Origin of the sequence: Rhodovarius lipocyclicus (assembly GCF_009900765.1) — a bacterium.
GTDB classification, from domain to species: Bacteria; Pseudomonadota; Alphaproteobacteria; order Acetobacterales; family Acetobacteraceae; genus Rhodovarius; species Rhodovarius lipocyclicus.
Window position 1 is genome coordinate 1 of sequence record NZ_JAAABL010000007.1, and the last position, 12,574, is coordinate 12,574.

Annotated in this window: 9 protein-coding genes; all 9 read right to left on the reverse strand. The window is 66.1% G+C overall.

Features of this window, described 5'->3' with window-relative positions; all coding sequences use genetic code 11:
- Nucleotides 1–175, reverse strand: a 175-nt coding sequence (locus GT007_RS08495) for a GTP-binding protein (RefSeq protein ID WP_236571573.1), incomplete at its 3' end; no start/stop codon positions are given.
- A 26-nt stretch (nucleotides 176–201) separates the two neighbouring features.
- On the reverse strand, nucleotides 202–678 hold the full coding sequence (rpsG, locus tag GT007_RS08500; RefSeq protein WP_160121177.1) for a 30S ribosomal protein S7: 477 nt from the start codon (nucleotides 676–678) through the stop codon (nucleotides 202–204).
- A gap of 12 nt (nucleotides 679–690) precedes the next feature.
- Nucleotides 691–1,062 carry a 30S ribosomal protein S12 gene (gene rpsL / locus GT007_RS08505; protein ID WP_160121178.1) on the reverse strand — a complete coding sequence of 124 codons (372 nt, stop codon included), beginning with the start codon at nucleotides 1,060–1,062 and terminating at the stop codon, nucleotides 691–693.
- 311 nt (nucleotides 1,063–1,373) lie between these two features.
- Complete coding sequence (gene rpoC / locus GT007_RS08510) at nucleotides 1,374–5,657, reverse strand: DNA-directed RNA polymerase subunit beta' (protein WP_160121179.1); 4,284 nt, start codon at nucleotides 5,655–5,657, stop codon at nucleotides 1,374–1,376.
- 106 nt (nucleotides 5,658–5,763) lie between these two features.
- Nucleotides 5,764–9,951 (reverse strand): DNA-directed RNA polymerase subunit beta, encoded by a 4,188-nt coding sequence (gene rpoB / locus GT007_RS08515; protein WP_160121180.1) that lies wholly within the window; start codon nucleotides 9,949–9,951, stop codon nucleotides 5,764–5,766.
- A 155-nt stretch (nucleotides 9,952–10,106) separates the two neighbouring features.
- A complete protein-coding gene (gene rplL, locus GT007_RS08520; RefSeq protein WP_160121181.1) occupies nucleotides 10,107–10,484 on the reverse strand; it encodes a 50S ribosomal protein L7/L12 in 378 nt (125 codons plus the stop codon).
- An 88-nt stretch (nucleotides 10,485–10,572) separates the two neighbouring features.
- Complete coding sequence (rplJ, locus tag GT007_RS08525; RefSeq protein ID WP_160121182.1) at nucleotides 10,573–11,088, reverse strand: 50S ribosomal protein L10; 516 nt, start codon at nucleotides 11,086–11,088, stop codon at nucleotides 10,573–10,575.
- Nucleotides 11,089–11,393: 305 nt separating this feature from the next.
- The gene (rplA, locus tag GT007_RS08530) at nucleotides 11,394–12,089 is read right to left on the reverse strand and encodes a 50S ribosomal protein L1 (protein WP_160121183.1); all 696 of its coding nucleotides are present in this window, start codon (nucleotides 12,087–12,089) and stop codon (nucleotides 11,394–11,396) included.
- Between the two features lie 4 nt (nucleotides 12,090–12,093).
- Nucleotides 12,094–12,528: a 50S ribosomal protein L11 gene (rplK, locus tag GT007_RS08535; protein ID WP_160121184.1), complete on the reverse strand. Its 435-nt coding sequence runs from the start codon at nucleotides 12,526–12,528 to the stop codon at nucleotides 12,094–12,096.
- Nucleotides 12,529–12,574: the final 46 nt, after the last annotated feature.

A 12,574-nucleotide genomic window follows, 5' to 3' on the forward strand; every position in this document is an offset into this window, starting at 1 on the left:
GAGCGCGCTCCTCGGGAGCCTTGTCGATCTGGTCATACGCCGTGAAGGACGCACCACCGGACTTCGCCAGCACCTTGGTGATCGCGGCCGTCAGGGACGTCTTGCCATGATCCACATGGCCGATCGTCCCGATGTTGCAGTGCGGCTTGTTCCGCTCGAATTTCGCCTTGGCCATCGTCGTGTTCCGTCAGCTCTCGTGTCTTACCAGCGGTAGTGGCTGAAGGCCTTGTTAGCCTCCGCCATCCGGTGCGTATCTTCGCGCTTCTTCACAGCCGTGCCGCGGTTGTTGGCCGCGTCCAGGAGCTCTGCCGAAAGGCGCTCTTCCATCGTGTTCTCACCACGCTTCCGGGCGCTGTCGATGATCCAGCGGATCGCGAGCGCCTGACGACGGTCCGTACGAACCTCGACGGGAACCTGGTAGGTGGCACCACCCACGCGGCGCGAACGCACCTCGACGGCCGGCTTCACATTGTCCAGCGCCTCATGGAACAGGCGCAGGGGATCGGCGTTCTGGCCCATCCGCTTCTTGAGACCATCGAGGGCGCTGTAAACGATCCCTTCGGCGGTGCTCTTCTTACCATCATACATCAGCACGTTCATGAAACGGCTGAGCACGACATCACCGAACTTGGGGTCCGGCAGAACTTCGCGCTTTTCGGCGCTATGGCGACGCGACATCGCTCGAACTCCTTACTTCGGCCGCTTGGCGCCGTACAGCGAGCGCCGCTTGCGCCGCTTCGGCAGACCCTGCGTGTCGAGCACGCCGCGGAGGATGTGGTAACGGACGCCCGGAAGGTCCTTCACGCGGCCGCCGCGGATCAGCACCACGGAGTGTTCCTGAAGGTTATGGCCTTCGCCGGGGATGTAGCTCACCACTTCGAAGCCGTTGGTCAGGCGCACCTTCGCGACCTTACGAAGAGCCGAGTTCGGCTTCTTCGGCGTCGTCGTATAAACGCGCGTGCAAACGCCGCGCTTTTGCGGGCAGCCCTGCAGCGCGGGAACCTTGTTCCGGCTTGCGCGGGGCTCTCGCGCACCCGCGATGAGCTGGTTGATCGTCGGCATGACGCCCCTTCAGGTCTCCAGAAAGCCGATCACCCCGCCAGGTCGCGCCAGTGCGCTCCCAACGGGGCATTCGACCCGCCACCGGCCTCAGCCCCTCAAATCCTGAGAGGCGGCGCCGGCGGCGCAGCGATTGAAAAACACCCCAAGCCCAAACCTTTCGGTTCAGCTTGGCCGAGGGCCGCTAACTACGGGGCCGGGGCCCAGGAGTCAAGCGAAGCTTCCCCGTAAAAACACATATGGCGGCGCAGCCTTGGAATTGCTGCGCCGCCATAGGCGAAACCCTTGGAAAAGGGGGAAAAATCCCCCTCCCCTTACTCCGCTGCCGCGGGCGACTCCGGCGCCGGAATCGCCGTCTGGTTCATCGCGGGCTGGGACGGCGTCAGCTGCCCCTTGTCGCGCTGGGCCGCCAGGGCCCGCAGACGGTTCATCACGGAGCCCGTGCCGGCCGGGATCAGGCGGCCGACGATCACGTTCTCCTTCAGGCCCTGCAGCACGTCCACCTTGCCCGCCGTAGCGGCCTCGGTCAGCACGCGCGTCGTCTCCTGGAAGGAGGCCGCCGAGATGAACGACTCGGTCTGCAGCGAGGCCTTGGTGATGCCCTGCAGCACCGGCTCGGCGCGGGCCGGGCGTTCCTTCACCTCGATCCGCTTCTCGTTCTCGATCTCGAACGCGATGCGGTCGACCTGCTCACCGATCAGATAGGTGGTGTCACCCGGATCCAGGATTTCCACCTTCTGCAGCATCTGGCGGACGATCACTTCAATATGCTTGTCGTTGATCTTCACGCCCTGCAGCCGGTAGACGTCCTGGATCTCGTTGACCAGGTAGTTGGCCAGCGCCTCCACACCCAGCACGCGCAGGATGTCGTGCGGAACGCGGGGGCCGTCCACCAGCGGGTCGCCGGCACGGACATAGTCGCCTTCCTGCACGGACACGTGCTTGCCCTTCGGCACCAGGTATTCGCGCTCGATCGGCGGCTCGTCGCCCACCGCATCCGCCTTCACGATGATGCGGCGCTTGGCCTTGTAGTCCTTGCCGAACTCCACCCGCCCATCGACATCGCTGATGATGGCGGCGTCCTTCGGGCGCCGGGCCTCGAACAGCTCGGCCACGCGCGGCAGACCGCCGGTGATGTCACGCGTCTTGGAGGATTCGCGCGGCAGACGGGCCACCACGTCACCAGCCGAGACCTGCATGCCATTGTCGGCGGACAGCACCGTGTCCGGCGTCAGGAAGTAGATGGCGTCGCCACCGGTCATGCGCTTCAGCAGCGTGCCGTTGCTGTCCTTCAGCAGCAGGCGCGGACGCAGGTCGGCGCCCTTGGCGTTGGACTTGTAGTCCACCACCACCTTGCTGGACATGCCGGTCACGTCGTCGGTCCGCTCCACCATGGTCACGCCTTCGATCAGGTCGGCGTATTCCACGGTACCGGACGTTTCCGTCAGGATCGGAAGGGTGAACGGGTCCCACTCGGCCATCTTCTGGCCGCGCGTGACATGGTCACCATCCTTCACCAGCATCTTCGCGCCATACGGCACGCGGAAGCGCGCGCGCTCACGGCCGTTGGAGTCGATCAGCGCGATTTCGCAATTGCGGCTCATGACCACGGGCGCGCCGGAGCTGTTCACCACGATGTTCAGGTTGAACACCTTGGCGATGGTGTCGGCCGTGGCTTCCACCGCGGACTGCTCGGCACCGCGCTGCGCCGCGCCACCGATGTGGAAGGTGCGCATGGTCAGCTGCGTGCCCGGCTCACCGATCGACTGGGCCGCGATCACGCCCACCGCCTCACCGGCGTTGACGGGCGTGCCGCGCGCCAGGTCACGGCCATAGCACTTGCCGCACACGCCGGTCCGCGCATCGCAGGTCAGCACCGAGCGGATATAGACTTCCTCGACACCGGCCTTCTCGACGCGCTCGGCATCGGCTTCCTCGACCAGGTCGCCGCGCGCCAGGATCACGTCGCCCGTCACCGGGTCGATGATGTCCCGCTGCACGGTGCGGCCCAGGATGCGTTCGGAGAGCGGGCTGACCACCTCGCCGCCATCCATCACGGCGCGGACAGTGATGCCCTTCTCGGTGCCGCAATCGGGGATGACGATGATGCTGTCCTGCGCCACGTCCACCAGACGGCGGGTGAGGTAGCCGGAGTTCGCGGTCTTGAGCGCCGTGTCGGCCAGGCCCTTGCGGGCGCCGTGGGTGGAGTTGAAGTACTCCAGCACGGTCAGGCCTTCCTTGAAGTTCGAGATGATCGGCTGCTCGATGATCTCGCCCGAGGGCTTGGCCATCAGGCCGCGCATGCCGGCCAGCTGGCGCATCTGCGCCGGCGAACCACGCGCACCGGAGTGGGACATCATCCAGATCGAGTTGGTGGTCTTGCCCACCTCCTGACGGGAGATCTCCTTCATCATGGCGGCGGCAACCGCGTCCGTGCAGCGCGACCAGGCGTCAACCACCTTGTTGTAGCGCTCGCCGGCCGTGATCAGGCCATCGAGGTACTGCTGCTCGAACTCCTTCACCTCGGACTTGGTCTTCGCGATCAGCTCCGCCTTCTCGGGCGGGATCATCATGTCGTCCTTGCCGAAGGAAATGCCGGCGCGGGCGGCCTGCTTGAAGCCCAGGCCCATCAGGCGGTCGGCGAAGATCACCGACTCCTTCTGGCCGCAATGGCGGTAGACCATGTCGATGACGTCGGAGATGTTCTTCTTCGTCAGCAGCCGGTTCACCAGGCTGAAGGGCGTGCGCGGATCCTTGGGCAGCAGGGCGCCCATCATCAGGCGGCCCGGCGTGGTCACCACGGTTTCCGTCGTGCTGTCGCCCACCATGCGGGGGGCCGGCACGCGGACATGGATCGCGGTGTGGACGCGGATGACGCCGGCGGCCAGCGCCTGCTCCACCTCACCCAGGCCACGATAGATGTGCGGGCGATAGTTCAGCGCCTCGGCCTCGGACTCGGTCAGGTTCTTGCCGCCCTTGGCCTGGGCGGAAGCCACCAGCGCGCGCACTTCCTCGATCCGCTGCTTCGCCACATTGTATTCGGGCGTGTCGATGCTGAGGAAGTACAGGCCGAGCACGATGTCCTGCGACGGCACGATGATCGGCTTGCCGTTCGCGGGGCTGAGGATGTTGTTGGTGGACATCATCAGCACGCGCGCTTCCAGCTGGGCCTCGAGGCTCAGGGGAACGTGCACGGCCATCTGGTCGCCGTCGAAGTCCGCGTTGAAGGCGGTGCAGACCAGCGGGTGCAGCTGGATCGCCTTGCCCTCGACCAGCGTCGGCTCGAAGGCCTGGATGCCCAGGCGGTGCAGCGTCGGCGCGCGGTTCAGCATCACCGGATGCTCGCGGATCACCTCTTCCAGGATGTCCCACACCTCGGGACGCTCCTTCTCCACCATCCGCTTCGCGGCCTTGATGGTGGTGGCGTGGCCGTACTTCTCGAGCTTCGAGTAGATGAAGGGCTTGAACAGCTCCAGCGCCATCTTCTTGGGCAGGCCGCACTGGTGCAGCTTCATCTCGGGCCCGACCACGATGACCGAACGGCCGGAGTAGTCAACGCGCTTGCCCAGCAGGTTCTGCCGGAAGCGACCCTGCTTGCCCTTCAGCATGTCGGACAGCGACTTCAGCGGGCGCTTGTTGGCACCCGTGATGGCGCGGCCGCGGCGGCCGTTGTCGAACAGCGCGTCCACCGCTTCCTGCAGCATGCGCTTTTCGTTGCGCACGATGATGTCGGGCGCGCGCAGCTCGATCAGCCGCTTCAGGCGGTTGTTGCGGTTGATGACGCGGCGGTACAGGTCGTTCAGGTCGGACGTCGCGAAGCGGCCGCCGTCCAGCGGCACCAGCGGGCGCAGCTCGGGCGGGATCACGGGCACCACGTCCATGATCATCCACTCGGGGCGCGAACCGCTCTCGAGGAAGGCCTCGATCAGCTTCAGGCGCTTCACCAGCTTCTTGCGCTTGGCCTCGGAGGTCGTCTCCTTCAGCTCGGCGCGCAGCCGGGTCGCGTCCTTGTCCAGGTCGTTGCCGGTCAGGATCTGCTTCACGGCCTCGGCGCCGATGCCGACGCTGAAGCTGTCCTCGCCGAACTCGTCCAGCTTCTGCTGGAACTGGTCCTCGTTCAGCAGCTGATGCAGCTTGAGGTCCGTCAGGCCCGGCTCGAGCACCACATAGGACTCGAAGTACAGGACCTTCTCCAGGTCCTTCAGCGTCATGTCGACCATCAGGCCGACGCGGGACGGCAGGGACTTCAGGAACCAGATATGCGCGACGGGGGAGGCCAGCTCGATATGGCCCATGCGCTCACGCCGGACCTTGGCCAGCGTCACTTCCACGCCGCACTTCTCGCACACGATGCCGCGGAACTTCATGCGCTTGTACTTGCCGCACAGGCACTCGTAGTCCTTGATCGGGCCGAAGATACGGGCGCAGAACAGCCCGTCCCGCTCCGGCTTGAAGGTGCGGTAGTTGATGGTCTCCGGCTTCTTGATCTCGCCGTAGGACCAGCTGCGCACCTGCTCGGGAGAAGCGATGGTGATCTTGATCTGATCGAAGGTCACAGACTGGCCCGTCTGGCCCAGAATCTTCATCAGCTCATTCATGTCGCTCTCGTCTCCATCCTGCCCCTGGTGGTGGCGCCCCGAGGGCGGCGAAAGGGCGGTGAAAGGGGTAGTCGGGACCGGCGCCCGGGGCGCCGGCCACTCATCATCAATCGTTGCGCGGCTCGAGCTCGACGTTCAGGCCCAGGCTCTTCAGCTCCTTGACCAGCACGTTGAAGCTTTCCGGAATGCCGGCCTCGAAGCTGTCCTGGTCGCGCACGATGGCCTCATAGACCTTCGTACGGCCGGCCACGTCGTCCGACTTCACCGTCAGCATTTCCTGCAGGGTGTAGGCGGCGCCATAGGCTTCGAGGGCCCAGACCTCCATTTCGCCGAAGCGCTGGCCACCGAACTGCGCCTTGCCGCCCAGCGGCTGCTGGGTGACGAGCGAGTAGGGGCCGATCGAGCGGGCGTGGATCTTGTCGTCGACCAGGTGGTGCAGCTTCAGCATGTAGATGTAGCCGACCGTGGTCTTGCGCTCGAACGGCTCACCCGTGCGGCCATCGGTCAGCTGCATCTGGCCGGACTTGTGCAGCCCCGCCTTCTCCAGCATGCCCTCGATGTCGCTGATGCGCGCGCCGTCGAAGACCGGCGTCGCGATGGGGATACCCTTTTTCAGGTTGTCGCCCAGCTCGAACAGCTGCTCCTCGCTCATCGGCGCGATGTCGCGCTCGAAGATCTCGTCGCCGTACACGTCCTTCAGCTTGGCCAGCAGTTCCTCACGCACGCCGGAGTGGCGGCGGTATTCCTCCACCAGCTCACCGACCTGCTTGCCGAGATTCGCGCAGGCCCAGCCCAGATGGGTTTCCAGGATCTGGCCGATGTTCATGCGCGACGGCACGCCCAGCGGGTTCAGCACCAGGTCCATCGAGGTGCCATCCTCCAGGAACGGCATGTCCTCCACGGGCACGACGCGGGACACCACACCCTTGTTGCCGTGACGGCCGGCCATCTTGTCGCCCGGCTGCAGCTTGCGCTTCACCGCCACGAACACCTTGACCTGCTTCATCACGCCCGGGGGCAGCTCGTCGCCGCGCTGCAGCTTCTCCACCTTGCTCTCGAAGCGCTTCTGCAGCTTCTCGACCGCGGCGTCGAACTCGCGCTTCATGGCCTCGATCTCGGCCATCACCGCGTCGTCCTGCACGCCGATCTGGCGCCAGGTCGCGGGGGCGAACTGCTCCAGGATGTCGTCGGTCAGCGGCGTGCCGGGCTTCACGGCCTTGAAGCCGCCGGACGCCTTGCGGTTCAGCAGGCGCTCCCGCAGGCGGCCGAAGAAGTTGCGCTCCAGGATCGCCTTCTCGTCGTCGCGGTCCTTGGCCAGGCGCTCCACCTCGGCGCGCTCGATCGCCATGGCGCGCTCGTCCTTGTCGACGCCGCGGCGGTTGAACACGCGCACGTCCACGATGGTGCCCGTGGTGCCCGGGGGCAGCCGCAGGGAACTGTCGCGCACGTCGGACGCCTTCTCGCCGAAGATGGCGCGGAGGAGCTTTTCCTCCGGCGTCATCGGGCTTTCGCCCTTCGGCGTCACCTTGCCGACCAGAATGTCGCCCGGCTGCACCTCGGCACCCACATAGACGATGCCCGCCTCGTCGAGGTTGCGCAGGGCTTCCTCACCGACGTTCGGGATGTCGCGGGTGATTTCCTCCTGGCCCAGCTTGGTGTCGCGGGCGCTGACCTCGAACTCCTCGATGTGGATCGAGGTGAACACGTCGTCGCGCGCGATGCGCTCGCTGATGAGGATGGAGTCCTCGAAGTTGTAGCCATTCCAGGGCATGAACGCGACCAGCACGTTCCGGCCCAGGGCCAGCTCGCCCAGCTCCGTGCTCGGACCGTCGGCGATGATGTCGCCCGGCGAAACCCGGTCGCCCACCTTCACCAGCGGGCGCTGGTTGATGCAGGTGGACTGGTTGGATCGCTGGAACTTGCGCAGGCGATAGATGTCCACGCCGATGGTCTGGCCATCATTGCCCGTCGCGCGCACCACGATGCGCGCACCGTCGATCTGGTCCACCACGCCTTCGCGCTTGGCCGAGATCGCGGCGCCCGAATCCTGGGCCACGGCGGCTTCCATGCCCGTGCCGACCAGCGGCGCGTCGGACTTGACCAGCGGCACCGCCTGGCGCTGCATGTTGGAGCCCATCAGCGCGCGGTTGGCGTCGTCGTTCTCCAGGAACGGGATCAGCGCGGCGGCGACGGAGACCAGCTGCTTCGGCGACACGTCGATGGCGGTCACCTGCTCCGGCGGCACCAGGCGGAAATCGCCCGACTGACGCACGGAGACCAGCTCGGACTTGAACTCGCCCGTGGCCGCGTCGACCTCGGCATCGGCCTGGGCGACGATCAGCTTCTCCTCCTCCATGGCGGAGAGGTAGCGCGGCTCGCCGACGATCTTGCCGTCCTTCACCAGGCGGTACGGCGTCTCGATGAAGCCGTACTTGTTCACCCGGGCGAAGGTGGCCAGGCTGTTGATCAGGCCGATGTTCGGGCCTTCCGGCGTCTCGATCGGGCAGATGCGGCCGTAATGGGTCGGGTGCACGTCACGCACCTCGAAGCCGGCGCGCTCACGGGTCAGACCGCCAGGGCCAAGCGCCGAGAGGCGGCGCTTGTGCGTCACTTCGGACAGCGGGTTGGTCTGGTCCATGAACTGGGACAGCTGCGAGGAGCCGAAGAACTCGCGCACGGCGGCGGCCGCCGGCTTCGCGTTGATCAGGTCATGCGGCATCACGGTGTCGATATCGACCGACCCCATGCGCTCCTTGATCGCGCGCTCCATGCGCAGCAGGCCCAGGCGGTACTGGTTCTCCATCAGCTCGCCGACCGAGCGCACACGCCGGTTGCCGAGGTTGTCGATGTCGTCGACCGAACCCTTGCCGTCCTTCAGTTCCAGCAGGATGCGCAGGGTCGTCAGGATGTCGTCCTTGCGCAGCACACGGATGGTGTCGAGCACCTCCTCGTTGCTGAAGCCCAGGCGCATGTTCATCTTCACGCGGCCCACGGCCGACAGGTCGTAGCGCTCCTGGTCGAAGAACAGGCCCTTGAACAGCGCCTCGGCGGTCTCGGGCGTCGGCGGCTCACCGGGGCGCATCACGCGGTAGATGTCCATCAGCGCGTCGTCGCGGCTGGTGTTCTTGTCCACCATCAGGGTGTTGCGCAGCCAGGGGCCCACGGACTGGTCGATAGCCAGCGTCGGCAGCGTGTCGATGCCCGCTTCCTCGATGGTCGCCAGCCGGGCCTCGGTCAGCTCCTCGCCGGCCTCGCCCCACAGCTCGCCCGTCTCCAGGTTCACCAGGTCCTCGGCCAGGAAACGGCCCAGCAGGTCAGCGCGGCCGACCAGCACCTCGGTGGTGCCGCCCTCGGCGATCTTGCGGGCGGCGCGGGGGGTCATCTTCGTGTCCTTGTCGGCCACGATGGCACCCGTCTTCGCGTCCACCAGCGCTTCCTGCAGCTTGATGCCGCGGAACGCCTCGGGGTCGAAGGGACGGGCCCAGCCCTTGGGGGTGCGCGTGAAGGCGACCTGGCCGTAGAAGGCGTTCAGGATCTCCTCGGCGTCCATGCCGCGGATCTCGCCCGGCTCCAGGTCACGGCCCTCGGCGGCGGCCTGGGCGCGCTTGGCCACGGTGGCCGCGCTGTCCAGCGCCAGCAGCAGGGTGCTGGCCGGCAGCTTGCGCTTGCGGTCGATGCGGACATAGCAGATGTCCTTGGCATCGAACTCGAAGTCGAGCCAGGAACCGCGATACGGGATCACGCGCGCGGCGAACAGGTACTTGCCGCTGCTGTGCGTCTTGCCCTTGTCGTGGTCGAAGAACACGCCCGGGCTGCGGTGCATCTGGCTGACGATGACGCGCTCGGTGCCGTTCACGATGAAGGTGCCGTTGTCCGTCATCAGGGGCATGTCGCCCATGTAGACGTCCTGCTCCTTGATATCGCGGACGGAGCGGCTGCCCGTGTCCTCGTCGATATCCCACACGATCAGGCGCAGACGCAGCTTCAGCGGGGCGGCGAAGGTCAGGCCGCGCTGAATGCATTCCTCAACATCGTATTTCGGCTCCTCCAGCTCGTACTGGACGAATTCCAGCCGGCCACGGCCACCGAAATCATCGATGGGAAACACGGATTTGAACACTTCCTGCAGACCGGTCGGCGTGCGCTTGTCCGGCGGCGTGTCCATTTGCAGGAACTGCGCATAGGAGGAGCGCTGCACGTCGATCAGGTTGGGCATCGGCGCGACTTCGGGCAGGCGCCCAAAGCTACGACGGATGCGCTTGCTGCCCTTGAACGGCTTGGAGATAGCGTTCATGCCTGTCCAGCTTCCTCAAATGATCAGCCCGGTAGGGCTGATGACACGTCAGGCCCGAAGGCCCCCTGAAACGCAGAGAGGGACGAGGACCCTCTGGTCCTCGCCCGCTCCCCGTAAAGTATAGTCCGGCCCGGCCCGAAGGCCGGGCCGCGGGATCACTTGACCTCGACCTTGGCGCCGTTCTCTTCCAGCACCTTCTTGATCTTGTCGGCTTCGTCCTTGGACACCGACTCCTTCACGGTCTTGGGCGCGCCCTCGACCAGGTCCTTGGCTTCCTTCAGGCCCAGGCCCGTGATCGTGCGGATTTCCTTGATGACGTTGATCTTCTTGTCGCCAGCGTCGGCCAGGATAACCGTGAACTCGGTCTGCGCTTCGGCAGCCGGGGCGGCGGCGCCAGCGGCCGGGGCGGCAGCCACGGCAACGGGAGCGGCGGCGGAAACGCCCCACTTCTCCTCGAGCAGCTTCGACAGCTCGGCAGCCTCAAGAACGGTCAGGCTGGACAGCTCGTCCACCAGCTTTGCGAGATCGGCCATGATAATGTTCCTTCAGATAAGGGCTTGACTTGGGTTTGACAACCCGGGCCGCGAAAACATGACGCCCGGGTGTAACAGCAGTTCCGGACTATGCGGCGTCCTTGTCGGCGTAAGCCTTGAACACCCGTGCCAGCTGCCCGCCCGGTGCCTGCAGCACCGAGGCGATGCGCGACGCCGGGGTCTGGATGAGACCCAGCAGCTGCGCGCGCAGCGTTTCCAGCGAGGGCAGTTCGGCCAGGGCCTTGACGCCATCCAGCGTCAGGCTCTGGGCGCCCAGCGCCCCGCCGAGGATCACGAACTTGTCGTTACCCTTGGCGAACTCCACGGCCGTCTTCGCCACCGCCACGGGGTCCGTCGACCACGCGAGCGCGGTCGGACCCTTCAGCAGAGGCGAAATGGCCTGGAAACGGGTGCCATCCAGGGCGCGCACGGCCAGGCGGTTCTTCGCGACCTTGTACGTCGCGCCCGCGTCCTTCATCTGGCGCCGCAACTTGTCGACGGCCTGAACCGTCAGACCGTCGTTGCGGGCCACCAGAACGAAGGACGTGTCCGCGAAGATCGCGGCGAGCGACGCGACGAATTCGCGCTTTTCCGTCCTATCCACGTGTCGTCTCCGATGGTGGCCGGGGCACCGGGCCCGCCCTTTTCACGGGGCGCACCGCGGTGAACCGGCCGGTTCACACGCGGGCCGGGATGGAGAACCCATCACGGCCCATGGTTCGCCTGTCTCAGTAAAAAGCCGGAACCCAAGCCAAGCCGGTGTTACCCGGCCCGTTCCTGCGCCCCGCCTCCCGCCTGCGGATGGAAACCATCCTTCAAGGGGCGAACCCCACATGCGATCTCAGACAGGTTCGGGGGCTGGCAAGCCAGCCCCCTGCTCGGCCACCCGGAAGGGTGGCTCGCATTTCTTCAGGCGGAGATGGACGCCACGTCCACCTTCACGCCGGCGCCCTGGGTGGAGGACACCGCGACCTTCTTCACATAGGTGCCCTTGGCACCGGCCGGACGGGCCTTCTGGATCGCGTCGATGAAGGACTTCGCGTTTTCCAGCAGCTTGTCGGCGGGGAAGGAGGCCTTGCCGATGCCGGCATGCACGATGCCGGCCTTCTCGGCGCGGAACTCCACCTGGCCGGCCTTGGCCGCCGTCACGGCGCCCTTGACGTCCATCGTCACGGTGCCCAGGCGGGGGTTCGGCATCAGGTTGCGCGGGCCCAGGATCTTACCCAGGCGGCCGACCAGGGCCATCATGTCCGGGGTCGCAATGCAGCGATCGAAGTCGATCTTGCCTTCCTGCACGGCGGCGGCCAGTTCCTCGGCGCCCACCACGTCGGCGCCGGCGGCCTTGGCTTCCTCGGCCTTCGGGCCGCGGGCGAACACGCCCACGCGCACGGTCTTGCCGGTGCCGTTCGGCAGGCCCACCACGCCGCGCACCATCTGGTCCGCATGGCGGGGGTCCACGCCCAGGTTCATCGAGATCTCGATCGTCTCGTCGAACTTGGCCTTCGCGTTCGCCTTCACCAGGTCGATCGCCTCATTCAGGCCGTACAGCTTGCTCTCGTCCACGGTCGCGGCCAGGGCCTTCGCGCGCTTCGTCAGCTTTGCCATGATCTCAGCCCTCCACCACGGACACGCCCATGGCGCGGGCGGACCCGGCCAGCTGGCGCACGGCGGACTCGATGTCCGTGCAGTTCATGTCCTTCATCTTCACCTTGGCGATCTCGGCCAGCTGGGACTTGGTCACGCGGCCCACATTGGCGCCCTTGCCGGGGGTCACGCTGCCCTTGTCGATCTTCGCCGCCTTCAGCAGGAAGTAGGTGTTGGGCGGGGTCTTGGTGATGAAGGAGAAGGTGCGGTCGGAGAAGGCCGTGATGACGACAGGGGTCGGGGTGCCCGGCTCCATCTGCTGCGTCGCCGCGTTGAATTCCTTCACGAACTGCATGATGTTCAGGCCGCGCTGACCCAGCGCGGGGCCGACCGGCGGCGAGGGGTTCGCCTTGCCGGCGGGAATCTGCAGCTTGATGTAGCCAACAATCTTCTTGGCCATAAATCTATCCTCTGTAACCCGGGACAATGGTCCTCAGAGGCCCGCG

What these genes read in the sequence shown, in the direction of transcription:
- rpoB (WP_160121180.1), bottom strand. Translation starts at nt 9,951, where the DNA reads ATGAACGCTATCTCCAAGCCGTTCAAGGGCAGCAAGCGCATCCGTCGT.
- rplL (WP_160121181.1), bottom strand. Translation starts at nt 10,484, where the DNA reads ATGGCCGATCTCGCAAAGCTGGTGGACGAGCTGTCCAGCCTGACCGTT.
- rpsG (WP_160121177.1), bottom strand. Translation starts at nt 678, where the DNA reads ATGTCGCGTCGCCATAGCGCCGAAAAGCGCGAAGTTCTGCCGGACCCC.
- rplK (WP_160121184.1), bottom strand. Translation starts at nt 12,528, where the DNA reads ATGGCCAAGAAGATTGTTGGCTACATCAAGCTGCAGATTCCCGCCGGC.
- rpsL (WP_160121178.1), bottom strand. Translation starts at nt 1,062, where the DNA reads ATGCCGACGATCAACCAGCTCATCGCGGGTGCGCGAGAGCCCCGCGCA.
- rplA (WP_160121183.1), bottom strand. Translation starts at nt 12,089, where the DNA reads ATGGCAAAGCTGACGAAGCGCGCGAAGGCCCTGGCCGCGACCGTGGAC.
- rpoC (WP_160121179.1), bottom strand. Translation starts at nt 5,657, where the DNA reads ATGAATGAGCTGATGAAGATTCTGGGCCAGACGGGCCAGTCTGTGACC.